This window comes from Methanomicrobium sp. (genome assembly GCF_055145805.1).
Map to the genome: position 1 here is coordinate 1 of NZ_JBSREC010000132.1, position 24,060 is coordinate 24,060.

The following is a 24,060-nucleotide window of genomic DNA, read 5'->3' on the forward strand; positions in this document are numbered from 1 at the left end:
GGATCTTCAAGCCCTCTGTTTTTATATGCCGTTATATACGGGATCATTCCTCTGGGTAGTATTATGTTTGTAATATTAATTGATGCCATGACCCCGGAGGTCTGAAATAATGAGTCTATTCAGAAAAAAACAAGAGGAAGAGGTAAAGATCTCCAAAGAAGAAAAAGAGCAGAAAATTATTCTGGAAAAAATTGAAGCGCAGAAAAAAGAAAGTGAAGGATTTAACAAATTTTTAAAGCACCCTATAGCGGTTTTAACCGAAAAACCCGAAAATATACTTATACTTACTTTACCTCTGGCTTTCATCATTCTTATTGCAGGTCTAATCGGTACAGTGGCACAATATGGAATCCTGTCTCTTTTGACTTCAACTTTTATTGATGACATGCTGGTCTTTACTATCATCATCGCCCTTTTACCTTTTGCTATTTTAGACACAAAAGAGGCAATACGAAGGAGAAATATTGAAGTTGCACTACCAAACTTTTTCAGGGATATTGCAGGAATGAATGAAAGCGGGATGACACTTCCAAACGCTATTAACACTGTTTCAAATGGAGACTATGGAAATCTGACACCCCATATACAAAAAATGAACAACGAAATCTCATGGAATATTCCTTTTATAGAAGCAATATTTCGTTTTGGTGAAGGACTTAGGACCCCGCTTGCAAAAAGAAGCGTTGATCTTATTGCAAAAGCAAGTCTTGCAGGAGGCAATGTCAGTGAAGTATTAAAAGCCGCTGCAAATGACTCATATGAATTCATAAACCTTGCTGATGAACGCAGAAACAATATGATGATCTATGTTGTGATAGTTATAATGTCATTTCTGGTATTCATGTTTGTGATAGCTATTATGGCCGGAACATTCCTAAACACAATGGCTGAAGCAGGTGCTGCTGTTGCCGCATCCGGCAGTGAAGCAGCTGCAGGCGGCACATTTGGCGGTTCGATTGATATGAATTTATACACACGTATATTCACACACGCTTCTATGATTCAGGGATTTTTCTCAGGCCTTGTAGCAGGACAGATGGGTGAAGGCAGGGCTGTTGCAGGACTTAAATATTCATTAATTATGCTTGCAATAGCATGGATTGGATTCAGATTCTTCATATGAATATATGAATAAATCATTTTTTCCATAAATTATTAAGATAATCAAAAATAAAAATAAAAACTAATCTCTAAAATATTCGTTCTAAAAAAAAGGACTGAATAAATCAGCTTATGTTGTCCAGTTTGTAACCCTTATCCATAAGGAGTTTTTTAACTCTCTCACGGTGATTGCCCTGCAATTCTATGGAATTACCTTTAATAGTTCCACCACATGCCAGTTTGCCTTTCAGGTATTTCTGAAGTTCATCAAGATCAATATCATAAGGATCAAGGCCATCTACGACAGTTACTTCCTTACCGTAACGTCTTCTATTAATCTTTACACTGATCTGTTGCTGTTCCTTTGCTACTTCTTCGCAAATACACAACTCTTTTGGCAGCCCACACTTTGGACAAATACCACCTGTCATTACTATGTACCTTTAAAGTCTGGTTATATATTTGTTAGCATGCGATATGCCCTATTTAAATGAAATTGCACAGACTTTAATTATGTACGAATGCTAAAAAGAAGTATATATCAGTATTATTTTAAACAACGCGCAAACGATTTTCATAAATAAAAATAAGACATCCACAATATTCAATTTATTTAGTTATAGTTCAAATAAATATTAGAAACATGTCACTGATGATACTGGGTACAGCCTCAAATGTAGGGAAAAGTACAATAGTTGCTGCAATTTGCCGTTGCGCTTCAAAACGCGGGTTAAATGTTGCTCCATTTAAATCACAAAATATGAGTCTGAACTCTTATGTTACAAAAGAGGGTGCAGAGATTGGAATTGCACAGGCAATCCAGGCATTCGCTGCACAGACAGAACCTGTAGCTGAGATGAATCCTGTTCTTTTAAAACCAAAAGGTGACAGAACGTCACAGGTTGTTCTTCTCGGGAAACCCTACAAGGATGTAAAAATCAGTGATTATTACAAAGAAACAGATTATCTGCTTGAAATAGCTGAAAGATCCTACAGAACACTGGAAAAGAAGTTTCATAATATTGTTGTTGAAGGTGCAGGAGGTGCAGCGGAGATTAATCTGTACGACAGGGATATTGCAAATATTCTGCTTGCGAAAAAACTTAAACTTCCCATAATTATTGTAGGCGATATTGAAAGTGGAGGTATTTTTGCCCAGATAATCGGCACTTATGAACTTCTTCCGCCTGATATAAAAGCAAATGTATGCGGTTTCTTAATTAATAAATTCAGAGGCGATCCACAACTATTCAAAGAGGGAATCAGGATAATTGAAGAAAAAACCGGTCTTCCGGTTTTAGGAGTGTTGCCATTCACCAAAATTCTTCTTCCAAGTGAGGATTCACTCTCAATAAAGGATAAAATGGCTTCAGATATGCCTGTGAAAATAGCAATAATCAGACTTTCAAGGATATCAAACTTTAGTGATTTTGAAATTTTGGAAAAGTATGCATCAGTTGAATATATTGAACCGGAAAAGGATACAGACGATTTTGACTGCATCATAATACCAGGGACAAAAAATACTATTGAAGATCTCTCTGAACTTAGGGAAGCTGGTTTTGATGAAAAAATTAAAACTGCGCGCCGAAATAAAATACCCATTATTGGTATTTGCGGAGGGTATCAGATGCTTGGAAAAGAGATCAAAGACGAAGGGTTTGAATCAGGCAAAGAAAATATTTTAGAGGGATTTGGCCTTTTAAACATTAAAACAACCTTTGATGTTTACTCTAAAACAACTGTACAGGTAAAAAGGGATGCAAATCCAATAGGACCTATATTATCGCTCGTAGGAGAAGTAGACGGATATGAGATTCATATGGGGAAAACAAGTATAAATGATGTCAAAGAGGCTTTTTCGGGTGACGGAGCTGTCTCTGATGACGGACTTGTAATCGGAACTTATATGCACGGTCTTTTTAAAAATAAAAATATGGCCGACGCTCTTCTAAAGCATCTTTACTCCCAAAAAAACCTTTCATTCACAGGAATTTTAGAGGAGGATTCAAATTACGAGGTTGCATACAATTCACTATCGGAACATTTTGAAAATAATGTGGATATTGAGAAAATATTGACTTTTTTTGATGCGAAAATTTGAATTTTTAGCTTATAATATTCATCATGCTTCGGTAACCTTCCTCTCTTTTATCATCACATAACACCGCTTCAACATCAGGAAGGAAAACCTTATCTGTCGAACGGCACTTTGTACAAAATGCCCTTGCAGGGGACTTTATCCACCTGTCCTTCTCCAGAAAATAGACGGAATGAACACAGAAACGGCACTTTTCAATACTCTCCTTTTTATGAGGGCGGCACTGAACAACTCCCTTTTCAACATAAAGTGTCCTAAAAGTCTTTTCACTCATAATCCTCAATAATATAATCCTTTTTCTCAAGTACAGATAGCATATTCTTCTTCCACAGGGATTTATCATCTAAAGATAACGTTAAAATTTCGTCATTCCAGATAGAATTCAGTCTTAAATCATCAGAGATGAGAGTTGTCCTGCCTTTTACCTGGCCCAGACAATTATTTTCGGAATCATAAATTTTGTATAAATAGCATTTGAAATTCCTGCAGAATGCCGGCCGGGTATCATAAACTGCGCATAGATAATTTTTGGATTCATCCTTATCAAGCAGGAACGGGCACCATTCTTCAGGTGTTTTCCGATCATAGGGGGAAAAATCATCCCTGTACTGCTTCATAACAATAGGATAAAATGTTTCATCTGAAAGCTCATGTTTTGCGGCATATCTTCCCTGGCCAATCTGGCCTGAAATTTTCACATACCGGCCCATGCCCATACAGCATCTTCCACAAAGTGTGCAGACAAATTCAGCCATAATTAAAATCATAGCTGATGTTAATAAATCATTTTCCTTCACCAATCGACTGTCTTATTAGAGAATACTGACTAAGATTCTTTAACATGAAGGTCTGTATAATGTGCGGCGGAGAAGGAACAAGACTTCGTCCACTAACATTTGAGCGCCCAAAACCCTGCATTCCCATAGTCAATATCCCGTCAATACAGCATCTGGTGTCCCACCTTTCAAATCTGGGATTTAATGACATAATTATCACAATAGGATACAAAGGAGACTCAATAGAAAATGCCCTTGGAGACGGATCCCTTCTTGGTGTAAACATAACATATGTTCGGGAAGATCAAAAACTAGGAACTGCAGGAAGTGTAAAAAATGCTGAAAAATACCTCAGTGGTTCACCGTTCCTTGTAGTTGGCGGCGATCATGTAACTGACATAGATCTTCTGTCTTTTTACAGAGATCACATAAAAGGCGAAAGCCCTGTATCAATTGGCCTTATCAGCATTGATGAACCCTGCGATTATGGAATTGCCGAAATCGACGTTAATTACCACATAAAAAGATTCAGAGAAAAACCTTCTCCGGGAGAGATCTTTTCAAACCTTGCAAGCACGGGAATATATGTTTGTAATCCGGAAATTTTTGATTATATACCAGAAGAAGAAAAATTTGATTTTGCAAAAGATCTCTTCCCACTTCTTATGGATAAAGAAATTATCATAAAAGGATGGCTTGCACGGGGCAACTGGACAGATGTTGGAAGTCCCCAGTCTCTCAGGCAGGCAGAACACTGGAAACTCCAGGATATGCATTATACAAACATCAAAGGTAATGTAACTGTTAAGGGAGCTCATGTCCTTGGTCCTGTACAGCTTGGTGACTCTGTGACAATTGGTGAAAATTCAAGAATAATCGGTCCTGTTTCAATAGGGTCAGGAACAAAAGTAGGAGATAATGTTCTGATCGGACCTTACACAAGCATAGGAGAGTACTGCATTATTAACCATGACTCAAAGATATTCTCATCATCCATATACAACCATGTCCAAATAGGAGCCCTTACAACTATTAGTGGAAGTATAATAGACAACGAAGCAAAAGTGGGCACTTCATGCAGTATTGAAAATGACACAGTCATTGGTCCAAGAACATTTTTAAATAACGGGACGGTAGTTCACTCAGGTACAAGAATCTGGCCCGAAGTCATAACAGAAGAAAGACAGATAGTAAAAGAGCATATCTTAAATGATGCTTTTGATACATCATATTCCGGCTCATAAAAAATTATTTTTTAATTATGTCTCACAAGACGATGGGTTATTGCCACAAGAGGATGTCTTGCATAATCAAGAACCTTTATGTCATCAAGTGTTCTTAAATTCATCTCCCGTGCTGTTTTTTCAAGACCCAGTTCAATATCCTCTTCAATTTCAATTACATAAGCATCGAGATCCTTTATCCCAAGACGCTTTGCAGCAACTGCTCTGTGATGACCGTCAACAAGAACCAGTTTTCCAGGTCTTCTGACAACTATAATGGGCTCTGCGAGACCCTTATTTATCTCATATATTCTTCCTTCCAGTTCGTCCTCATATATTTTTGACTGGGTGGGCAGGAGATGAGCCACAGGAACAACCTCACGATTAAGTTTTGGATCAACATCATGAAGCATCCTGAGTGTTTCAATAAATTTAAAGACTTTTTCAGGCGAAACATGTTCAATCTGTGATCGAATCACATCAGCGTTTGATATAATACCAATAAGATTTCCATCTTCATCAACTACAGGTAGTTTCTGGATTCCCGATCGGAATATAACACGGGCTGCATCATTTATACTCATATTGGCATCGGCCACAATAAGGTGCCTTGACATTGTCCTTTCAATAGGAGTTGAAGGATAAACAAAAAGAAGATCACGGGCTGCAATATATCCTACCACTTTTTTGCCATCAACAACAGGAAAACCATCATGTTTTGTGACACGTATTGCCTCAATAACATCCTTGGCAGTCCCTTTAACGTCTATAGTAACCACATCATAGGTCATATAATTTTTGACCTTTTTTTTATCCATTAATATGAATAATTGATGTATAACAATATGAAAGGCTCGGTAATCTATTAAAAACAGGTTTGGTTTTGAAGTGAAATAAATTCACTGAACAGAGATCTCACTAATTGCTGCGGGTTCTGCCTTTTTCAAATGAATTTCAAGGACTCCGTTTTTAAAGGTGGCAGAAGAATCCGCTTCCAAAACATCTGCTGGCAGGGAAACCAGTCTCTTCATGCTTCCATAAGATCTTTCACGCATATAATATCCTTTTTCCTTGTCCTCTTCCTCAACATTTTTCTCTCTCTGACAAGAAACCTCAAGTGTCCTTGAGTCAACAAGTTTGACTTTTATATCATCTTTTTCCACACCAGGAAGGTCGGCAACGACTATTGCCTCATTTTCATGATCAAGAACATCAACACGGCACTCACCGGTTATTGCCGGAAGTATTCGCTGAGAGAATGCATTGTTATATCCGCCAAATGTCTGCGCCAGTCTTTCTTCCATCTCTGCCATCATATCATCAATCTCATTCCACCAGGAATGAACCGGGTATATACGCTTTTTAATCATAACAATTCCCCCAAATTTACCTCATTTCAGATATGGCAACATAATGTGCCTGACGATGAATCGTCATTCATAATAATTAAATTTATGCCAGACAACATAGTTTATGCCATGATTAAAGAAGACAAACATGCATTTATTTATCTCATATAAATCAGACATCTATAAGGATGAAAAAACAGGGGACTAAAAAAAATAAAGACATGCAACAGATGCTGTCAAGAATATTTATAGTGTTCATTATTCTATCGTGTGTGGTCGGCTTTTCACTAACATTCTCTTTCTTTTCAATCTTTAAAAAAGCTGAACCAGGAGATTATGTTGTTGTGGATTATACTTTAAGCTTTGAGAACGGGGTACCAATCATTTCCTCATCAAAGTCCATTGTTGAGACAGCATATCAGAATGGCTATACATATGTTGCATGGACAAATCCGCTTGTTCTTCAAGCAGGAGTTCTTCAGAATGAAAAAATAATACCCATAGATGCCTACGTTTCCCCGGAAGGGATGACACAGTACGCACTTTTAGATCTGGAACTGGATGCAATCAGTACTGACATTATCGGAATGGGCGAAAGCGATGTCAGAAAGATAGAGCTAGAATTTGCTGATAATCTTACCCAGAATATGACTGCCACGATGTACAATTCAATAGGCGGAAATTTCTCTGAAGCACAGGTTGGAATGCTGGTTCCGCTGGCATTTGCATATTATCCTGAAACAGATGGAGAGCAGTCAAATACTTCAGTAAAACTTGACAGACCCTCGGTTATTGTGGAAAAAACAGAAGATAATCTTGTACTGAGATATGGATATGCATTAGCAGAAATTCAGATCAGTCAGATTCAGTAAAAAAAGTATCATTATTGATACATAATAAATATTTTAATTCTATTCTGTTCCTTTATTAGAACGAAAAACATTTTTAAGTGCATTTCAGATTTTTTTCAAAAAAATATTTTTGATAAATACAATGAAATTTACTAAATATTTTGTCTTTAGATATTGATATTTTACATCTAAAATACAGGGATTATAATATATCAATAGGATTTTTTCCCATAAACACGCTTTATTTTACGTGCATAGGCTTTCCAGCCCTCTTTTCTCATCATGGCACCATTCCTTAATTTCATATGAGTTACCCTGAAAGTATATTTATCAATCTTATAAACATCGCCTATCACAATGTCATCTTCGCCTTCATACTCAAGGTACAGTGGTATTGTCTTTCTGTCATCGTGATATGAAACTTTTAAGATAACCTTGTCAATCATGCGTGTCCAGATAGTATCAATATCTGCCGCCAGAGCCTTACCCACTCTTTTATCACCTGTTTCAATAGAAGTTACTTCAACACCGACAGCATCATCATCAGTTTCAGCAACAAGTAAATCCCCGATACTGACAATCTCATCTTCGCCAAGTTCAATAATGCCTCTTTTTGATTCCTTTTCAATGCTGATTATTGCTTTAACTTCAATTTCACCAGGTTCCTTTTCCTTTTCCACATGGTGAACTCTGTGACATTTTTTACATTCAACAAGGAGATCAGATGATTCCTTTAGTATGGTATGTTCCCTTATGCCGTTACACGACGGACAAAAAAATTCAGCATACATTGCATAAATAATTGGGTAATATAATGAGATATACTCTCCCAAAGTACAGATAATAAAAGTCATGGGTAATACATGAATGCAAAATCCACATCAATAATTACTGCAACTGAGATCATAACATGCCGCGGACATGAGAATGTAAGATCAGAACACAGATCAACATTTGAAATTACAAAAGAGAAACATCTGACAGAAAAAGGAACATGCATTATTGCAGTCTGCGCAGACAAAAGTGCAGCAGACCTTAGTGATAAATTCAGAGAAATCCTTTCCGACGATAGATCTATATTAAAAACAACGCTGAAAATCAGTGATTTTGAGTTTACAATCACATCCTGCGGCTCTTCACAGATGAAGCTTAACCATCCCTCTGATCTTGTCTGGAGAAGAAGTAATTTTGTATGCCCAAGAACTGTCGGAATTTATTCTGACTGCCCCGCTGTTTCAATCCCAAAATATATCATAAATGTCCTTAAAAAAGGAGAAGTTATGACAGTGATTCTGGAAGTTACACTTAATTTTGAAGCACCTTCACCTTCAGTTCCGCCTCTTCGAGAATTTTTTCACAGTTTCGAAGAATGCTGATGCCACGCTCATAAAGGACAAGGCTTTCATCAAGACCTGCATCACCGCTTTCAATTCCCAAAATAATTTCTTTCAACTCATCAATCTGCTCTTCATAACTTTTTGCCATAATAAACCTCCTTTATACTTGCCTCTGCTGCCCCGTCATCTAAAAATAAGTTAACAGACTGTCCTGAACTTAATTCAGAAACGGATTTTATAATATCATCCCCGGACTTTATCATGCAAAATCCTTTGCTTAAAGGCATTTTGGGATTTATAAGTTCAAGGCCTGATTTAAAGGCCTTCAATGATATCTTTTCTCTTTTAAGTCTCTGAGAAAAACCCCTGTAAAGGCGGTCTGAGAACTCATCCATTCTTTCATTCTGATCATTAATTATTTTTTCAAGTCTTTTTGGATGCAGACGGAATCTTAAACTCTCAAGAACATTACTTTCATTTTCAATTCTGTTTTCAAATATATTTATCAGAGATTTCCTGAGATATTTCATTTCCAGATAAAGATCGCGTATATCAGGCACAACAATCTCTGCTGCCGCAGAAGGGGTAGGAGCACGCACATCTGCGACAAAGTCGCATAAAGTGTAATCAACTTCATGACCAACCGCGCTGACAACGGGAGTTACGCATTCATATATTGCCATTACAACATCAGGATGGTTGAATGCAAACAGATCCTCAAAACTTCCCCCTCCCCTTCCCACAATCAAGACATCCACTGTTCCGTCAATTCTTCGTATGGCAGCAGCAATATCGAAATGTGCGTCATCCCCCTGGACTACTGTTGGAGAAAGAACAATTTCAACAGGATATCGTCTTGAAATAACATTTTCAATATCTTTGCGTGCCGCACCTCCCGACGCTGTTACAACTCCTACTTTCTTAGGAAACCTTGGAAGCGATTTTTTGTGGCATTCATCAAAAATTCCCGTTTTTGATAATTCATCCTTCCATTTTCTGACAAGGATGTGCTTTTCTCCTTCCCCGCAGGGAACAATATCACGTGCAATAAACTGATATTTACCATGTGGTTCATAGACTTCAACCGAACCGAAAAGCCTTACTCCCGCACCATTTTGTGGCTGATAGTCCAGTTCTTTTGCGGAGCTGCGCCACATGGCACAATTTATCACATAAGTTTTGAAATTTCTTATTTCAGTAAGTGAAAAATAAAGGTGACCGGATACATGCCGGTGAAAATTGGTTATTTCACCCTCAACCCAGATTCCTTTTAATGATTCGTCGTCAAGAAGTCTGCTGATCGTTGACGAAAGTTCATAAACCGTCTTATATGGTTTTTGATCATCATCAGTTCCTGTTCCGAACCAGTCCATATCATTTATGTTTCATTCTTCTAAATGATATGAATTTGTAAAAACCCTAAACTGCATTTTATAAATAAAAAAGATTTTTTTTATATAATCCACATAAAAAAGAATATCGAAGAATAAAACTTATAAATGAATTGATGGGAAAAAAATTCTGCCCCGTCTGCGGCGCAGAGATAAAAGGATCTCAGGGAATAGAATCTAAAATTATATCTCCGCCATCAGAATTTCAGAGACAGCTAAAAGTGCCCCTGATATCAATGATTCTTTCTACATTTTTTCCGGGTCTGGGTCAGATATATAACGGTGATTCATTACTAAAAGGTCTGGCCTATTTTTTTGGATGTATATTCGGCTCCTTTATGTTTTTGATACCAGGTCTTATTATCTGGATATATGGAATGTACGATGCATACTCAGTTGCGGAAAAAATGAATCAAAGAAAAATTGAATACAAAGAGACAAAAAACAGAGATATAATTCTTATATTTCTTATTCCTCTTGCCCTGATGCTCATATTAATGTTCATTTCATTATTTGTGGCCATACAGATGATTGGAAATCTCGGGGGATTATTTCCTGATGTAAATTATTTTATGAATCCTGACCTTTATAGTATGGATTACTACCAAAATTTAAATCCGTAAAAAATCTTTTTTATAATAAAAGTAAACTGTTTCCACATATATGCCAAAATACTCCGTTTCAAGCATGTTTTTTCATGAATACAGGATTGAGGAAGTGTTTGACAACGTATCTGAAGCCGGTTGCTCATCCATAGAATTCTGGTTTGAAACGCCTGATTTCTGGCTGAACGGACTTCCTGTTGAAAAAATTAAAACTGTCATGGAAATACACAAAAATCTAATGCCTATAACAGTTCATTCCCCTGTCCTGGATCTTAACCCCTGTTCGGTGAATCCAGATGTAGCTGAAATTTCCATACAATCCACTGAAAAATCCATAGAGATTGCTGAAAAAATCAACGCACAGGTTATTACAATTCACCCGGGAAGAAGAACTGCAAAAAGACCTCCTGGTGAAAAAGACCAGGAAAGACTTTACGATTTTCTGAAAAGAGTGAAAAAAGCACAGGAAGGAAAAAAAATAAAAGTTTCTATTGAAAATATGCAACCAAAAATAAACGCACTTTTAACCAGCCCCGAATCAGTAGAGGAAGTGCTCAATAATGAGAAATGGCTTTATTTCACATTTGATATTGCACATGCTATACAAAAATCAGAAAAAGAAGCGCTTAATTTTGTGGATCACTTCTTTGAAAAAATTGAAAATGTTCATATAAGCGGAGTAAACGGAAAAAAAACACATACATCTCCAAAAAAAAGTAAAATTGCAAAAAAAATATTACAGTGTCTCTCTGATTACAGTTATAACGGACACCTTACACTTGAAATTGATGATTTAAACTTAAAAAGAGAGCTTAAAGCCGCAGAAAAAATAAAATTTCTTAATGAAGAGATATTATTCATGAAGCAATTTTTTGAAACGTAAAATAAAGATAACAAATTTCCTGTTAAAAAACGATAAAATAGTTTATATTCCTTTAGAGTCATATAAATAATTGATATTGCATTTATGAATAAAAGGAATAATGCAGCCGCATATGCGGCGTGGAAACAATGATTGAAAATAGCTTAGGATTTTTTCTTTTTTTTCTGTGTCTGATGTTTTCAGGCTTTTTTTCAGGATCAGAAATTGCTTTGGTCTCAATAAACCATGCAAAGGTCAGAACTCTGCTTGAACAAAAAAAGAGAGGAGCCAAAGCACTTTCGATATTAAAAGAGAACACTGACCACCTGCTCATTGCTATCCTTATTGGAAACAATGTTGTAAATGTTGCAGCGGCATCCATTGCAACAGCAATAGCTATTGACATTTACGGTGATGTGGGAATAGGCATTGCAACAGCAGTCGTTACAATCCTGATGCTTATATTTGGAGAGATAGGCCCCAAGACTTACTCTGCAAGGCATCCGGAGAAGGTTGCTCTGTTCGCATCAAAATTCATACTGTTCTTTTCGTATATTCTGACACCAATTTTGTGGATATATGACGGATTCAAAAAAATATTCAATGTTGAAACAGATTTCACCCGTCCCATGGTCACAGAAGAAGAGATAAAGCAGTGGATAGATGTTGGGGAAGAGAGCGGGACAATAGAGGAAGAAGAGCATGAAATGCTCTACCGCGTATTCAGATTTACAGACACCATCGCACGCGAGGCAATGACTCCACGCGGCGATGTTAAGATGATAAGCGATAGCAATACACTTGAAGAAGCAATAGATATCTTCAATGATACAGGTTTTTCAAGGATTCCTGTATATCATGAACAGGTAGACAATATTACCGGCGTCTTAAATGTCAAGGACGTATTCGCTACAGTTTACAATAAAAAACAGGGAATAAAAATACCTGATTTGATATATGAACCTGCCTTTGTCCCGGAGAGCAAAAATATTGACGAACTTTTAAATGAACTCCAGAGGAATAAGACCCATCTTGCCATTGTAGTTGACGAATATGGAACATTTGCCGGCGTTGTGACAATGGAAGACATACTCGAAGAACTTGTGGGAGAAATTCTTGACGAATTCGATGAGGAAGAACCCCAGATTCAGAAAATTGATGAAGGTATATTTCTAATAGATGCGGGGACCCGGGTTTCAAGAATAAACGAGGAACTACAGATTAATCTGCCCCTTTTGGAGTCATATGAATCAATAGGCGGACTTTTAATTGACAGACTAGGCCACATCCCAAAACGCGGGGAGATAATCAGTCTTGAAAACGGAATCGAAATGCAGGTAATGAAAATGAGAGGCAGAAAAATTGTAGAGATAAAACTTTCCATGCCGGGCCATGAGAAAGATATACAATAACTATTCATCTTTTAACTCGCAAAACTGTTATCATGAAACGCATCGCAGTGCTTGCCTCAGGCAGAGGTTCAAATTTTCAGGCGATTATTGACAATGTCAATAACGGTAATATTAATGCCAGGATAGTTTGCCTGATAACAGACAAGACATATGCTTATTCTGTTAAAAGAGCAGAAAATGCAAGTATACCTGTAAAAATTATTGATTACAGCTCCTTTGAAAGCAGAGAAGAGTACAACAAAAAACTTCACGATTCAATGGTGGAATTAAATGCAGATCTTTTTGTTCTTGCCGGATATATGCGCCTTCTTGACAAAAGAACAGCAAAAGAATTTCATGGGAAAATGATGAATATCCACCCTGCGCTTTTACCTGCATTTTCAGGCCTTCATGCCCAGAGACAGGCTATCAGCTATGGTGTAAAAGTGGCAGGCTGCACTGTGCATTTTGTTGATGAAGGAATGGACACAGGCCAGATTATTCTCCAGCATGTTGTGCCGGTTTTTGATGATGATGATGAGGAAAAACTGACTGAAAGAATATTGAAAGAAGAGCATATAGCTCTTCCAAAGGCCATTAAGCTTTTTTGCGATGACATGATAAAAATTGAAGGCAGAAAAGTCCACATTTTAAACAATTGATAAGATGAAATTATTTCTCCATTTGTATTATACAATTTAAAAACCAATATGTATAGACACTATATTGAAGCCTGATTTCTAAGGGAGAGTCCACAATTCCTATGGCAAAACGAAATGACAAATCAAAACAGAAGGCATTAGCAAAAGAAAGAATAATCCGCCTTTTTGAAATAGCCGACGGTTTTTTAAGGAATCATCCCTCCTTCAGTACAAACTGCATAAAACATGCAAAGAAAATCTCAATGAGGTACAGGATACGAATTCCAAAACCTTACAACAGAAGATACTGCCGAAAATGCTGCAGTTATCTTATACCAGGATATAATATGAAAATAAGAGTTCATAGAAGAAAAGTAATTGTGACATGTGAGGTTTGTGGCAATATACGCAGATATCCAATATCGGAGAAAGAAAACAAATGATACAAAAAGACTTTAAAAAAGATCTGAATCAGCTAAAAGCAACCCTATGGATAGGAAAAAAAGGGTGCACCGAAAATACAATTGAAGAGATACGCAGGCAGATAAAGGACAATAAACTCATAAAAGTCAAATGGCTGAGAAACACAGATATTGTCCCCGAAAATATCGCAAAACAGAGCCAGACTATTCTGATTCAGGTACGTGGAAGAACAATGGTTCTTGCAAAAGAAAATAAATTACCCGGAAAAAAATCTTAATATCCCATCCATTTTATTGTAATTTGTAATAACTTTTCTTTTAAATTCAAATTCAATCTCAAAAGGTATAAAAGGATATCTTTCCAATATATAGAGACTGCTAATTTACCATGAACTTCACCTAGTGAATTTCATGTAAAACGTCGTAATCATTTGATCAACGGCGCTTAGCATAAATTAGAGAGTGGTTAGAAAATGACAACAGTATATGATATCCCACCAGATGTCTTAATCGCAAAAGTGGCTGGCGAGCTTAAACAGCTCGATACGATCAAGGCACCTGAATGGGCAGAATTTGCTAAAACAGGCGTGCACAAACAAATGCCGCCTAAAGAGGAAGACTGGTGGTTCACACGCGCAGCATCTGTTATGCGCCGTGTTTACATTGACGGACCTGTAGGTGTTCAGAGATTAAGATCATTCTACGGCGGAAAAAAGAACCGTGGTACAAAGCCAAACCAGTTTAGGAGAGGCTCCGGTTCAGTAACACGCAAGGTACTTCAGCAGCTTGAATCTACAGGATTCATCCAAAATACACCGGAAGGTCGTGTTATCTCCTCTGAAGGCAGAAAATTCATTGATGGCGTTGCACACAGCGCCAAAGAAAGCGTAGCAGAATCTATTCCGGCAATACTCAAGTACTAAACCAGGTGTTCTAAATGGGTGACGACGAACTGGCAGAAATTCGCAGAAGACGTATGGCAGAGCTCCAGAATCAACAGATGGGGCAGGGAGCAATGGAAGATGAGATGCAGAAGCAAAAGCAGGCTGAAAATCAACTTCACCTTGCGCTAATGCAGATTCTCGAACCTGAAGCACGTGAGCGTTTAAATACCATTAAAATGACAAAACCTGAGTTTGCAAAAGCTGTTGAACAGCAACTCGTTATGCTCGGACAGAGCGGACGTCTGAAAGGACGTGTAACAGACGAGCAGCTGAAACATCTTTTAAGGCAACTTGTACCGGAAAAGAAAGATTATAACATCACACGCAGGTAATGAAAACCGGAGTACTCTTCAGCGGAGGTAAAGACAGTGCTCTTGCAGCACTGATGCTTTCAAGAGATTATGAAGTTGAACTCAACACCTTTGTCTTTAATAAAGACAGTAACATATCAGGTGTTGAAAAAGCTGCAGAAATCCTGGGATTCCCTCTGATCAAAAGAGTATTTGAAGAAGGACTGCTTGATATTGTGATGGATATGATGGTTGAAAACAGATGTCCGAATGATGCCATCAACTTTGTGCACAGGACCGCCATATGTTCTCTTTGCAGAGAATATGATGTAATAGGGGAAGGAACACGCCTGAATGATCGTGTTCCCATGCTGGATTATGGCGAGGTTCAAAGCCTCGAAGGAAAATATAACAGCGCCCTCGTGCGACCTCTGCTCGGATTTGGAAGAAGAGAAGTCAACCGGCTTGTTGAAAAGCACTTCATTGTTGAATACGGTGAAACAGGCAAAATCAAAAACGGGGACTACGAAAATGAAATCCGTGCAGCATTCAGGGCCAAAGGTATTGATCCATACAAAATATTTCCCGGCCACCACGAGCAGTCTCTGGTTTCAGGGAAAGCCTGTCATATTTAAAGTGGTGAATTAAAATGAGCAAACTATCAAAAGCTAGAAAAATGAGACTTGCCAAAGCATGCGAGCAGAATCGCCGCGTGCCGGCATGGGTTATGATAAAGACAAAACGCAATGTTGTGACTCACCCCAGGAGACGCAACTGGAGACGTAGTAAACTGAAGGTGTAAGCGAAATGGCAGACATATTAAAAGAACAAATCTACGTAATTCCTCTTCGCGATGTAAAGATGGCTCCACGCTGGAAGCGAAGCCCAAAAGCGATTAAGGTAATTCGTGCTTACCTCACGCAGCACATGAAAAGCGAAGACATCAAAATTGATGCAAGTATCAATGAGAAGATCTGGGAACGCGGAAGCCAGAAACCACCAAGAAAAATCCGTGTTCGCGCAATGAAATTTGAGGACGGACAGGTTCAGGTAGAACTTGCCGAAGAGTGAAATGACAGAAACGATTGACTTCGCTGGTGACGAAAATATTGGTGTATACACACGCGTATTTGAGGATTTTGCATTTGTTCCAATAGATGCCTCTGAAGAGTACGTAAGTGCTATTGAGAAGAGATTTGGTATTGAGGTCGTTAAGACCACAATACAGGGAAGTTCGATCATAGGCTCACTGCTTGCAGGCAACAGCAGAGGAATTATTGCAACAGGACTTGCAACACAGGAAGAATCTGCACTCTTAAAGAGTTATTCAGATGTTATGTTTCTTGGCAGAACCATGAATGCTGCAGGAAACATTATTCTGGCAAATGATGAGATTGCAGTTGTTCACCCTGAAATGCCTGACAGATATGCAGAAAAGATTTCAGAGTTTCTTGATGTCCCCGTTATTATGATGGCTATAGGAGGCATTCCAACAGTTGGTATGGCAGGAGTTGCCACAAACCGTGGAATCCTTCTAAATTCAGGAGTAACAGCACAGGAAATAAAGGAAATCGAAGAGATTACTGATCTCCCCATAGGTACAGGTACCATAAATATGGGTAGCAATCTTGTTGGAACAGGACTGATTGCAAACAGTAAATCCTATCTTGCAGGAATATCTACAAGTGGATATGAACTTGGAAGAATAGAAGAAGTATTTAGTTTTGAATAAGGAGTTTTACAAATGGCAGACCAAAAATATGAGGTAACGGGAAGCTTTAAGAACGGCTATGATTATCAGCCTTTCACAAAAGAAATTTCCGCACCTAACGACAAACAGGCCTCCGAAAGACTTTACAATGTAATCGGAAGCAAACACCGTCTAAAGAGAAATTATATCAAAATAGACGGCATTAGATTGATCGATGGTGAATAAATTGGAAAAGGTTGACCCTCGTGAAGTACAAATGCTTCAGCAGTACCTAAACGAGTTTGGACAGGAAATAGAGGCATACTCCGCTCAACTTCAGATGATTGAGCAGCGCAGACTTGAATCCCTGACTGCGGTTGACACAATTAATACCATAAAGGAAAACCCTGAAAATACTGTCCTTCTCCAGATAGGCGGCGGTGCATCAATAAAGGTAAAACCAATTGAGAAAGATAAAATTTTCCTGAACATTGGATCTGATGTAGTAGTTGAGCATAACTGTGAAGACACTGCATCATACCTTAATGACCGCGCAACTGAGATGGAAGCACTTGAGAAAAAGATAACTGAATCTATTTCACAGATGCAAAAACAGGCAAATGACATTGCCAAAAAGTTAGAGGGTGCATATAAACAGATGCAGCCTTAAAAGGCATAAAATTGAGCTCTGATCAGTTATGTTCAAGTCTCTTAAAGATAAACTGAAAGGTGTTTCAAAGAAGTTAGGTTCCCGGATTGATGATACAATCGATGCGGATATTTCTTCAGGGGATTTAGAACAAACCCCTGAATCCGCAGGGAAATGCGAAACACAAGTTGTAAAAAAATCAGAAGAACCTGTTTTTTTAAATGAAACAAAAAAGACATCCTTTACTGAAAAAGTAAAGGTTTTAGTCACCGAAAAAGAGATTTTTTTATCAGAAAAAGATATCAGAGAGCCTCTCGAAGAGCTCGAAATTATCCTTCTGGAAAATGATGTGGCTTTTGATGCGGTTGATGCAATCATGTCACATATGAAAAATGATCTGGTGGGTAAAAAAAGAAAAATAAGAACAACGTCAGAAGAATTTGTAACTGAAGCCCTGAAAAGTGCACTTCTTGAAGTTCTTGGTAAAGCCTTTTTTCTTACAGAATATATTGACACACACGAAAAGCCGGTGAAGATTCTCTTTACAGGTGTAAACGGTGCAGGAAAGACAACAACAATAGCCAAGATTGCACATTATCTTAAGAAAAACGGTTATTCTGTTGTCATAGGTTCAGGAGATACTTTTCGTGCCGGCGCCAACGAACAGATGAAGACGCATGCAGAAAGAGTAGGTGTCAAAGTTATCAATCATCAGGAAGGTGCTGACCCTTCAGCAGTTCTCTTTGATGCAGTAAGCTATGCAAAGGCACACAAAATTGACGTTGTTCTTGCAGATACCGCAGGAAGATTCCATAACCGTTCTAATCTGATGAACCAGCTTGAAAAAATTAAACGTGTCATGAAGCCTGACATTGTAGCCTATGTAGATGAGGCAGTAGCAGGAAATGATGCAGTAATAAGAGCTGAAGAATTCAATAACACGATAGGAACCGACACTGTGGTTCTTACAAAAGCTGATATGGATACAAGGGGCGGTGCTGCAATTTCAATCACCCACACAATAAAAAAGCCGATAATGTTTCTCGGAGTAGGCCAGGGTTACGATGATGTAATACCTTTTGAACCCGAAAAGGTAGTCAATGAACTTCTTGGAGTTGATAACTGATGCTTGACCGTCTTGGTTCCGGCCTTAAGGATGCCATGAAAAAACTGGCAGGCAAAACTGTCATAGACAGAGCAGCAGTTGATGAGCTGGTAAAAGATCTTCAGCGTGTCCTCCTGCAGTCAGATGTCAATGTTAAGCTTGTTATGGGCCTTTCCAAGGCCATAAAACAGCGTTCCCTTGACGAAGAACCCCCTAAGGGAATGAATGTCAGGGAACATGTACTCCACATAGTCTATCAGGAACTTGTAAAACTGATGGGTGAGGACTGTGAAGTTTCACTCGGTGTCCAGACCATCCTTATGGCAGGCCTTCAGGGAAGCGGAAAAACAACAACCACAGGGAAACTTGCACGTTATTTTCAGAGAAAAGGTCTTCGTGTAGGCGTGATCTGTGCGGATGTTTTCCGTCCAGGTGCATATGATCAGCTCAAAACGCTCTGCAACAAGGTGAATGTTCCATGCTACGGGGAGCCCGGAGAAACAGATGCCGTAAAGATAGTTCAAAACGGCATTAATGAACTTAAAAATGTAGAAGTACTCCTCATAGATACACAGGGCAGACATGCCCTTGAAGACGATCTTATCGAGGAGATAATCTTACTTAACGAACTTACCAAAGCAACCCACAGATGGCTTGTAATTGACGCGGCACTCGGACAGCAGGCACGTGAACAGGCAGCCAGGTTCCATGAAGCCATTAATGTGGATGGTGTAATCATCACAAAAATGGATGGAACTGCAAAGGGTGGCGGTGCATTGTCAGCTGTCGCAGAGACAGGTTCAGGGATAGTCTTTATAGGAAGCGGAGAGACAATCGAAGATCTTGAACGCTTTGATCCTGACAGTTTTATCTCCCGTCTTTTGGGAATGGGGGATCTCCATGCGTTAATGGAACGTGCCGAAGAGGCAATGGGTGATCAGGAGCTTGATGTAAACGCGATGATGAAAGGAAAATTCACCCTTCGCGATATGTATAAGCAGCTGGAATCTCTCAAAAAAATGGGCCCTCTAAAGCAGGTTATGTCAATGCTCCCACTCGGCGGTCTTGAGATACCACAAGATGCTTTTGATGTCACAGGAAAGAAGATGGAACGCTACAAGTTTATAATGGACTCAATGACAAATGAGGAACTGGATAATCCATCCATTATAAGCGGCTCGCGTGTCCAGCGTATTTCAATAGGTGCAGGTGCCACACCCGAGGAAGTCAGGGAACTTCTGAAGTACTACAAGACAATGCAGCGCACTTTAAAAGGATTCAAAGGTATGGGCGGCGGAAAGTTCAATATGCAGCGCATGATGAAGAAGTTCGGCGGGATGCAGAATTGATAAAGCGTTTTCTGGTAATCGGGCATAAAGCCCTTACCACAGGCAAATTTTCCTTAAGCGATATGCCCGGAAGTGCAGGAAGAATGGACGTTCTCTGCAGATGCATCAATTCCAGCTTTTTTTTGTCACATTCACTAAGAAATGACGTGGAATGCTACCTTGTTCTGCTTGGAGAGCCGGGCCCTTCAAAGATCGTTCTAATCAGGGGAGATGAGGTCAAATACCTTAGTCCGGATGAGAGGAGTGCAGGTTCACTCCTGAAAAAAGCTCTTGATCTTCCGTGTGGTGAAAAATTCAGGGAATCAACAAAGGGAGTGTATGTTAAAAAAGGTGATCTGAAAAACCTTCTTGATGAATTTGAATTTGCACTTCTGGATGAAAACGGAACAGACATCAGAGAGCTAAAAGACGTTCCTGTTTCATATATTCTCTCAGATCACCAGAACTTTTCAGAGGAAGAAAAAGAGATGATAAAAGATCTGCCCGTAGTTTCGGCAGGTCCTAAAATCATGCATGCAGATCACACAATTACAGTCATACTCAACGAACTTGACAGGAGAGATCTATGACGGATATAATAGAAATTACAGAAAAAATCCTTGAATACGGACCTGTCTGCGATCACTGCCTGGGCAGAATGTACGGTAAAAGTTCATACGCTCTTTCAAATGCAGAGAGAGGAAAATCTATGAGAGTCGCCCTGGCTCTCGAAAAGAACACACCATACAAAAAGGAAGAGGATACCTGCTGGATATGTGAGAATCTTTTTGATAAAACAAAAATATGGGCAGAAAAAATAAAAGAGGCACTCAAACCGTATGAACACAAGACAATTCTCGTCGGATGCAGGGTGCCGCCTCTTATCACAGAGAGCGAAGAGATGCTCTGGACAGATCTTTCTCTTCAGCACCCTGAACCTATAAAGGCAGAGTTTAACAGAGAAACAGGAAAGGCCTTAAGCGCCATTACAGGAAGTCAGGTGGACTTCAAACGTCCTGACATTGTAATTATCTGTGATCTAGCATCAGAAGATGTTGAGATCCAGGTAAATCCTCTCTACATCTACGGCAGGTACATGAAGTACGAAAGAGGTATCCCGCAGACGCGCTGGCACTGCAGGGAATGTCAGGGGAAAGGATGTGAAAGATGTAACTTTACAGGCAGAATGTATGCAGACTCAGTTGAAGAGCTCATAGGAAGGCCTGTAATAGAAGCATGCGATGCAACGGATGCAATACTTCATGGCGCAGGAAGGGAAGATATTGACGCCAAAATGCTGGGAACAGGAAGGCCTTTTGTTCTGGAGATAACTGAACCCAGAAAAAGAACTGTATCCCTAAAAGAGCTTGAGGCGCTTGTAAACATCAGCGCAGAAAACAGGGTCGCAATAACCCTGGATCACATCAGTGATCGGCATGAGGTGGAAACCCTTAAATCCGGAAAAGCGCATAAAAAGTACAGCATTCTGATAGAAATAGACGGCGATTTTTCCGAAAATGATGTCAAATCAGCCCTTAATGGCCTCAAAGGGGTGACAATAAACCAGCGCACCCCTGACAGAGTTTCCCATAGGAGGGCAGATCTTGTCAGAAAACGCCAGTGTCTGGATATAGAGTGTAATGGTGTTGAGGACGGTAAATTCAGGATAACAGTCCTTGGAGATGCCGGCCTTTACATAAAAGAACTCATATCAGGTGACGGAGGAAGGACAAAACCAAGTCTGTCCGAAGAACTCGGATCCCCCGCCCACGTTATCAGTCTTGATGTAATAATGGTTGAAGGGGTTGTCCCTGAAAACCAAAATGAATTGGAGAATTAAAAATGGCACATCACAATGGTCAGAGAAAAAAGACACGCTATAAGTTTCAAAAAGATCTAAGAAGACGTGGTCTTGCACCGGTAACAACTGTAATTCAGCAGTTTGATGAAGGACAGAAAGTTCACATCGTAGTAGATCCAAGCGTTCAGACAGGTATGCCTCACCGCAGATTCCATGGAAAGACTGGTGTCATACTTGGAAGACAGGGACGCGCATGGGTTCTTGAAATAAAGGACGGCAATGCAACTAAAATTGTTGTCACAAGACCACAACATCTAAAACCACAGAAACTATAATCATTTTTTAATAGTGATTGGCATGAAAGTTAAAGGAATTATTAGCGAAGAGAGAATTACACTTCCGGAATTACGTGAGGCTCTGCTCAAAGTAGAGGCTGCACGACTTGAAAGCGGAAAAGAAATGTCATATGAACTGCGTAGAAGCATTGAGCATGCCAATCACCTCTCCAAAACAAGTGCTGAGAATTCAAGGGAACTGGTTGAAAAACTGCAGACTCTTGAAAAGATGAAGCCCGATATTGCATACAGAATTACAACAGTCATGCCCAAATCAAGGGATGAACTTCGTGCAATATATGCAAAAGAACGCTTCACTCTCTCAGGCGAAGAGCTTGATGAAATTCTTGACCTTGTAATGGCTCACTTCTAATTTAAAAGGGGGGTTTTCTTTTTATGAAAGATGACAGGAAAGAGCTGTATGCAATAATTATTGATGTCCTTCCTATGACCGGCATGGGCGATTCACGTCGCCCACAGTTCAAGAAGGAACACTTAGTTCAGGCTATGGGCATAGAACAGTTTAAACTTCTTGAACTTGTACCTAAAGTAACAGACCTTCAGGCAAATGACAGAGTTTACATAGGGGATAAGGAAAGAGACCAGATTGAGAGAGTTAAACGCCGCATAAGCTATAAAGATCTCACCCAGACAGCAAAGCTTGAACTCCCTTACGCTGTTGAGAGCAGAGTCAGGGAAAATGAAGGAAAATATGTGGACTTTTTTAATAAGGCAGTCCCCATTACATCAAAACAGCATATGCTCCATCTTCTCCCGGGAATCGGCAAGAAACTACTATGGGAAATACTTGATGAACGTGAGAAAAAGCCCTTTGCAAACTTTGCAGATATAAGTGAACGCATAAAGGCTATTCCACATCCTGAGCAGATGATTGTAAAAAGAATTCTCGAAGAGATAGAAGATCCAAACATCAAATATCATCTTTTTACATCCAAATGAGAGCCCCTCACGATCAGCATTTTCTGTCTGACACAGAAGCAGTGAAAAAAATATCTGAATTCACTGATGTAAAAGGAATAAAAGTTCTTGAAATCGGCCCGGGGAGAGGTGTACTAACACGTGCACTTTTAGACAGAGGAGCAGAGGTCATTGCTATAGAGCTTGACAAAACTTTAATCCCACATCTTGAATCACTTTTTAAAAATGAAATTAAATCAAAAAAAATTACTCTTATTCAGGGAGATGCAATCAGATGCAATATCCCGCCATTCGAAAAAGTTGTGGCAAACCTTCCTTATTCAGCTTCTTCAAAGATTACATTCCGCTTAATTGAAATCGGTTTTACCGAAGCCATTCTTATGTACCAAAAAGAATTTGCACAGAGAATGATTGCACTTCCGGGCACAGGAGATTGCGGAAGACTTTCTATAATGGTTCAGACGTATGCAAAAGTCATGCCCCTTTTAGAGTTAAAACCTGAATCATTCCTGCCACCTCCCGAAGTGGATTCATGGGTTGTAAGAATAAACCCAAAAACTGAACTTACATATCCAATAAAAGATCATAAATTTTACTCTGATTTGGTACGTGAACTGTTTTCGCACAGAAGAAAGACAATTAAAAAGAGCCTTAAAACATCTTCCTCTATTCTCGGAACTGAAAAAGTTGACATGATGCTTGCAAAAATTCCGGAAGAGATTCTTAAAAAACGCCCGGAAGAACTTACACTAAAAGAGTTCTCAATTATTGCGAATATTATTGCATAAATTGATTTTAATATAATTCATAGTCACAATTTCATAAAATTTACTTAAAGAGTAATTCAGGACACTTATTGATTCTGTCCAATTAGTAAATCCAATATAAAAAATTTTCTTTAATTTTTGAAGTATATCTTTAATATAAAT

At 38.9% G+C, this 24,060-nt stretch carries 35 protein-coding genes; 27 read left to right on the top strand and 8 right to left on the bottom strand.

What is annotated here, in order from left to right; genetic code table 11:
- Window positions 1-109: 109 nt before the first annotated feature.
- On the top strand, window positions 110-1,123 hold the full coding sequence (locus ACTB1O_RS11960; protein ID WP_462995371.1) for a type II secretion system F family protein: 1,014 nt from the start codon (window positions 110-112) through the stop codon (window positions 1,121-1,123).
- A gap of 103 nt (window positions 1,124-1,226) precedes the next feature.
- Here the strand turns inward: ACTB1O_RS11960 and yciH are convergent, their stop codons facing one another.
- Window positions 1,227-1,532, bottom strand: coding sequence for a stress response translation initiation inhibitor YciH (yciH, locus tag ACTB1O_RS11965; protein WP_462995372.1), 306 nt, complete (start codon window positions 1,530-1,532; stop codon window positions 1,227-1,229).
- A gap of 212 nt (window positions 1,533-1,744) precedes the next feature.
- Here yciH and ACTB1O_RS11970 point away from each other — a divergent pair, with 212 nt between their 5' ends.
- Window positions 1,745-3,205 (top strand): cobyric acid synthase, encoded by a 1,461-nt coding sequence (locus ACTB1O_RS11970; protein WP_462995373.1) that lies wholly within the window; start codon window positions 1,745-1,747, stop codon window positions 3,203-3,205.
- Between the two features lie 4 nt (window positions 3,206-3,209).
- Here ACTB1O_RS11970 and ACTB1O_RS11975 read toward each other — a convergent pair whose 3' ends face one another.
- Together ACTB1O_RS11975 and ACTB1O_RS11980 are read right to left on the bottom strand one after the other, a co-directional pair.
- Window positions 3,210-3,476, bottom strand: coding sequence for a hypothetical protein (locus ACTB1O_RS11975; RefSeq protein WP_462995374.1), 267 nt, complete (start codon window positions 3,474-3,476; stop codon window positions 3,210-3,212).
- On the bottom strand, window positions 3,469-3,957 hold the full coding sequence (locus tag ACTB1O_RS11980) for a YkgJ family cysteine cluster protein (RefSeq protein ID WP_462995375.1): 489 nt from the start codon (window positions 3,955-3,957) through the stop codon (window positions 3,469-3,471). The genes ACTB1O_RS11975 and ACTB1O_RS11980 overlap by 8 nt, the downstream gene beginning before the upstream one ends.
- Before the next feature lie 86 nt (window positions 3,958-4,043).
- On the opposite strand from ACTB1O_RS11980, the gene ACTB1O_RS11985 reads away from it, so the two are divergent.
- Entirely contained in the window at window positions 4,044-5,222 is a 1,179-nt protein-coding gene (locus tag ACTB1O_RS11985) for a sugar phosphate nucleotidyltransferase (protein WP_462995376.1), read from the top strand.
- A gap of 11 nt (window positions 5,223-5,233) precedes the next feature.
- Here the strand turns inward: ACTB1O_RS11985 and ACTB1O_RS11990 are convergent, their stop codons facing one another.
- Window positions 5,234-6,019, bottom strand: coding sequence for a CBS domain-containing ParB/RepB/Spo0J family partition protein (locus ACTB1O_RS11990; RefSeq protein ID WP_462995377.1), 786 nt, complete (start codon window positions 6,017-6,019; stop codon window positions 5,234-5,236).
- Between the two features lie 81 nt (window positions 6,020-6,100).
- A complete protein-coding gene (locus ACTB1O_RS11995; protein ID WP_462995378.1) occupies window positions 6,101-6,571 on the bottom strand; it encodes an Hsp20/alpha crystallin family protein in 471 nt (156 codons plus the stop codon).
- Window positions 6,572-6,738: 167 nt separating this feature from the next.
- On the opposite strand from ACTB1O_RS11995, the gene ACTB1O_RS12000 reads away from it, so the two are divergent.
- The gene (locus tag ACTB1O_RS12000) at window positions 6,739-7,422 is read left to right on the top strand and encodes a hypothetical protein (RefSeq protein WP_462995379.1); all 684 of its coding nucleotides are present in this window, start codon (window positions 6,739-6,741) and stop codon (window positions 7,420-7,422) included.
- A gap of 191 nt (window positions 7,423-7,613) precedes the next feature.
- On the opposite strand, the gene ACTB1O_RS12005 is transcribed toward ACTB1O_RS12000, so the two are convergent.
- The gene (locus tag ACTB1O_RS12005) at window positions 7,614-8,192 is read right to left on the bottom strand and encodes an HVO_0476 family zinc finger protein (RefSeq protein ID WP_462995380.1); all 579 of its coding nucleotides are present in this window, start codon (window positions 8,190-8,192) and stop codon (window positions 7,614-7,616) included.
- A 72-nt stretch (window positions 8,193-8,264) separates the two neighbouring features.
- On the opposite strand from ACTB1O_RS12005, the gene ACTB1O_RS12010 reads away from it, so the two are divergent.
- A complete protein-coding gene (locus tag ACTB1O_RS12010; protein ID WP_462995381.1) occupies window positions 8,265-8,777 on the top strand; it encodes a DUF371 domain-containing protein in 513 nt (170 codons plus the stop codon).
- On the opposite strand, the gene xseB is transcribed toward ACTB1O_RS12010, so the two are convergent.
- A complete protein-coding gene (gene xseB / locus ACTB1O_RS12015; RefSeq protein ID WP_462995382.1) occupies window positions 8,707-8,886 on the bottom strand; it encodes an exodeoxyribonuclease VII small subunit in 180 nt (59 codons plus the stop codon). The two genes, ACTB1O_RS12010 and xseB, sit on opposite strands and share 71 nt — an antisense overlap.
- Window positions 8,870-10,111 (bottom strand): exodeoxyribonuclease VII large subunit, encoded by a 1,242-nt coding sequence (gene xseA / locus ACTB1O_RS12020; RefSeq protein ID WP_462995383.1) that lies wholly within the window; start codon window positions 10,109-10,111, stop codon window positions 8,870-8,872. Before xseA ends, xseB begins: the two co-directional genes overlap by 17 nt.
- 134 nt (window positions 10,112-10,245) lie before the next feature.
- On the opposite strand from xseA, the gene ACTB1O_RS12025 reads away from it, so the two are divergent.
- The 22 genes from ACTB1O_RS12025 (at window position 10,246) to rsmA (ending at window position 23,919) form a co-directional block, all read left to right on the top strand.
- Entirely contained in the window at window positions 10,246-10,752 is a 507-nt protein-coding gene (locus tag ACTB1O_RS12025; RefSeq protein WP_462995384.1) for a zinc ribbon domain-containing protein, read from the top strand.
- Between the two features lie 40 nt (window positions 10,753-10,792).
- The gene (locus ACTB1O_RS12030; protein WP_462995385.1) at window positions 10,793-11,617 is read left to right on the top strand and encodes a sugar phosphate isomerase/epimerase family protein; all 825 of its coding nucleotides are present in this window, start codon (window positions 10,793-10,795) and stop codon (window positions 11,615-11,617) included.
- Between the two features lie 128 nt (window positions 11,618-11,745).
- Window positions 11,746-13,008 (top strand): hemolysin family protein, encoded by a 1,263-nt coding sequence (locus ACTB1O_RS12035; RefSeq protein ID WP_462995386.1) that lies wholly within the window; start codon window positions 11,746-11,748, stop codon window positions 13,006-13,008.
- 32 nt (window positions 13,009-13,040) lie between these two features.
- Complete coding sequence (purN, locus tag ACTB1O_RS12040; RefSeq protein ID WP_462995387.1) at window positions 13,041-13,649, top strand: phosphoribosylglycinamide formyltransferase; 609 nt, start codon at window positions 13,041-13,043, stop codon at window positions 13,647-13,649.
- Window positions 13,650-13,750: 101 nt separating this feature from the next.
- Entirely contained in the window at window positions 13,751-14,071 is a 321-nt protein-coding gene (locus ACTB1O_RS12045) for a ribonuclease P protein component 4 (RefSeq protein ID WP_462995388.1), read from the top strand.
- Window positions 14,068-14,328 (top strand): YhbY family RNA-binding protein, encoded by a 261-nt coding sequence (locus ACTB1O_RS12050; protein ID WP_462995389.1) that lies wholly within the window; start codon window positions 14,068-14,070, stop codon window positions 14,326-14,328. Before ACTB1O_RS12045 ends, ACTB1O_RS12050 begins: the two co-directional genes overlap by 4 nt.
- Before the next feature lie 195 nt (window positions 14,329-14,523).
- Window positions 14,524-14,973, top strand: a complete 450-nt coding sequence (locus tag ACTB1O_RS12055; protein ID WP_462995390.1) for a 30S ribosomal protein S19e — start codon at window positions 14,524-14,526, stop codon at window positions 14,971-14,973.
- A 14-nt stretch (window positions 14,974-14,987) separates the two neighbouring features.
- Window positions 14,988-15,326, top strand: coding sequence for a DNA-binding protein (locus tag ACTB1O_RS12060; RefSeq protein WP_462995391.1), 339 nt, complete (start codon window positions 14,988-14,990; stop codon window positions 15,324-15,326).
- Window positions 15,326-15,919 (top strand): DUF7411 family protein, encoded by a 594-nt coding sequence (locus tag ACTB1O_RS12065; RefSeq protein WP_462995392.1) that lies wholly within the window; start codon window positions 15,326-15,328, stop codon window positions 15,917-15,919. The genes ACTB1O_RS12060 and ACTB1O_RS12065 overlap by 1 nt, the downstream gene beginning before the upstream one ends.
- Before the next feature lie 14 nt (window positions 15,920-15,933).
- The gene (locus ACTB1O_RS12070) at window positions 15,934-16,086 is read left to right on the top strand and encodes a 50S ribosomal protein L39e (RefSeq protein WP_462995393.1); all 153 of its coding nucleotides are present in this window, start codon (window positions 15,934-15,936) and stop codon (window positions 16,084-16,086) included.
- Window positions 16,087-16,091: 5 nt separating this feature from the next.
- Window positions 16,092-16,355: a 50S ribosomal protein L31e gene (locus ACTB1O_RS12075; protein ID WP_462995394.1), complete on the top strand. Its 264-nt coding sequence runs from the start codon at window positions 16,092-16,094 to the stop codon at window positions 16,353-16,355.
- A gap of 1 nt (window position 16,356) precedes the next feature.
- Window positions 16,357-17,016: a translation initiation factor IF-6 gene (locus ACTB1O_RS12080; RefSeq protein ID WP_462995395.1), complete on the top strand. Its 660-nt coding sequence runs from the start codon at window positions 16,357-16,359 to the stop codon at window positions 17,014-17,016.
- Between the two features lie 12 nt (window positions 17,017-17,028).
- Entirely contained in the window at window positions 17,029-17,220 is a 192-nt protein-coding gene (gene rpl18a, locus ACTB1O_RS12085; RefSeq protein ID WP_462995396.1) for a 50S ribosomal protein L18Ae, read from the top strand.
- On the top strand, window positions 17,210-17,644 hold the full coding sequence (pfdA, locus tag ACTB1O_RS12090; protein WP_462995397.1) for a prefoldin subunit alpha: 435 nt from the start codon (window positions 17,210-17,212) through the stop codon (window positions 17,642-17,644). The genes rpl18a and pfdA overlap by 11 nt, the downstream gene beginning before the upstream one ends.
- A gap of 28 nt (window positions 17,645-17,672) precedes the next feature.
- Window positions 17,673-18,749 (top strand): signal recognition particle-docking protein FtsY, encoded by a 1,077-nt coding sequence (gene ftsY / locus ACTB1O_RS12095; protein WP_462995398.1) that lies wholly within the window; start codon window positions 17,673-17,675, stop codon window positions 18,747-18,749.
- Window positions 18,749-20,077 carry a signal recognition particle protein Srp54 gene (locus tag ACTB1O_RS12100; RefSeq protein ID WP_462995399.1) on the top strand — a complete coding sequence of 443 codons (1,329 nt, stop codon included), beginning with the start codon at window positions 18,749-18,751 and terminating at the stop codon, window positions 20,075-20,077. The genes ftsY and ACTB1O_RS12100 overlap by 1 nt, the downstream gene beginning before the upstream one ends.
- Window positions 20,077-20,646: a tRNA (pseudouridine(54)-N(1))-methyltransferase TrmY gene (gene trmY / locus ACTB1O_RS12105; RefSeq protein WP_462995411.1), complete on the top strand. Its 570-nt coding sequence runs from the start codon at window positions 20,077-20,079 to the stop codon at window positions 20,644-20,646. Before ACTB1O_RS12100 ends, trmY begins: the two co-directional genes overlap by 1 nt.
- Window positions 20,643-21,896, top strand: coding sequence for a tRNA pseudouridine(54/55) synthase Pus10 (locus ACTB1O_RS12110; RefSeq protein WP_462995400.1), 1,254 nt, complete (start codon window positions 20,643-20,645; stop codon window positions 21,894-21,896). Before trmY ends, ACTB1O_RS12110 begins: the two co-directional genes overlap by 4 nt.
- A gap of 2 nt (window positions 21,897-21,898) precedes the next feature.
- Window positions 21,899-22,192 (top strand): 50S ribosomal protein L21e, encoded by a 294-nt coding sequence (locus ACTB1O_RS12115; RefSeq protein WP_462995401.1) that lies wholly within the window; start codon window positions 21,899-21,901, stop codon window positions 22,190-22,192.
- A gap of 22 nt (window positions 22,193-22,214) precedes the next feature.
- Window positions 22,215-22,565, top strand: coding sequence for an RNA polymerase Rpb4 family protein (locus tag ACTB1O_RS12120; protein WP_462995402.1), 351 nt, complete (start codon window positions 22,215-22,217; stop codon window positions 22,563-22,565).
- A gap of 23 nt (window positions 22,566-22,588) precedes the next feature.
- Window positions 22,589-23,152 carry a DUF655 domain-containing protein gene (locus ACTB1O_RS12125; RefSeq protein ID WP_462995403.1) on the top strand — a complete coding sequence of 188 codons (564 nt, stop codon included), beginning with the start codon at window positions 22,589-22,591 and terminating at the stop codon, window positions 23,150-23,152.
- Complete coding sequence (gene rsmA / locus ACTB1O_RS12130; protein ID WP_462995404.1) at window positions 23,149-23,919, top strand: 16S rRNA (adenine(1518)-N(6)/adenine(1519)-N(6))-dimethyltransferase RsmA; 771 nt, start codon at window positions 23,149-23,151, stop codon at window positions 23,917-23,919. The genes ACTB1O_RS12125 and rsmA overlap by 4 nt, the downstream gene beginning before the upstream one ends.
- Window positions 23,920-24,060: the final 141 nt, after the last annotated feature.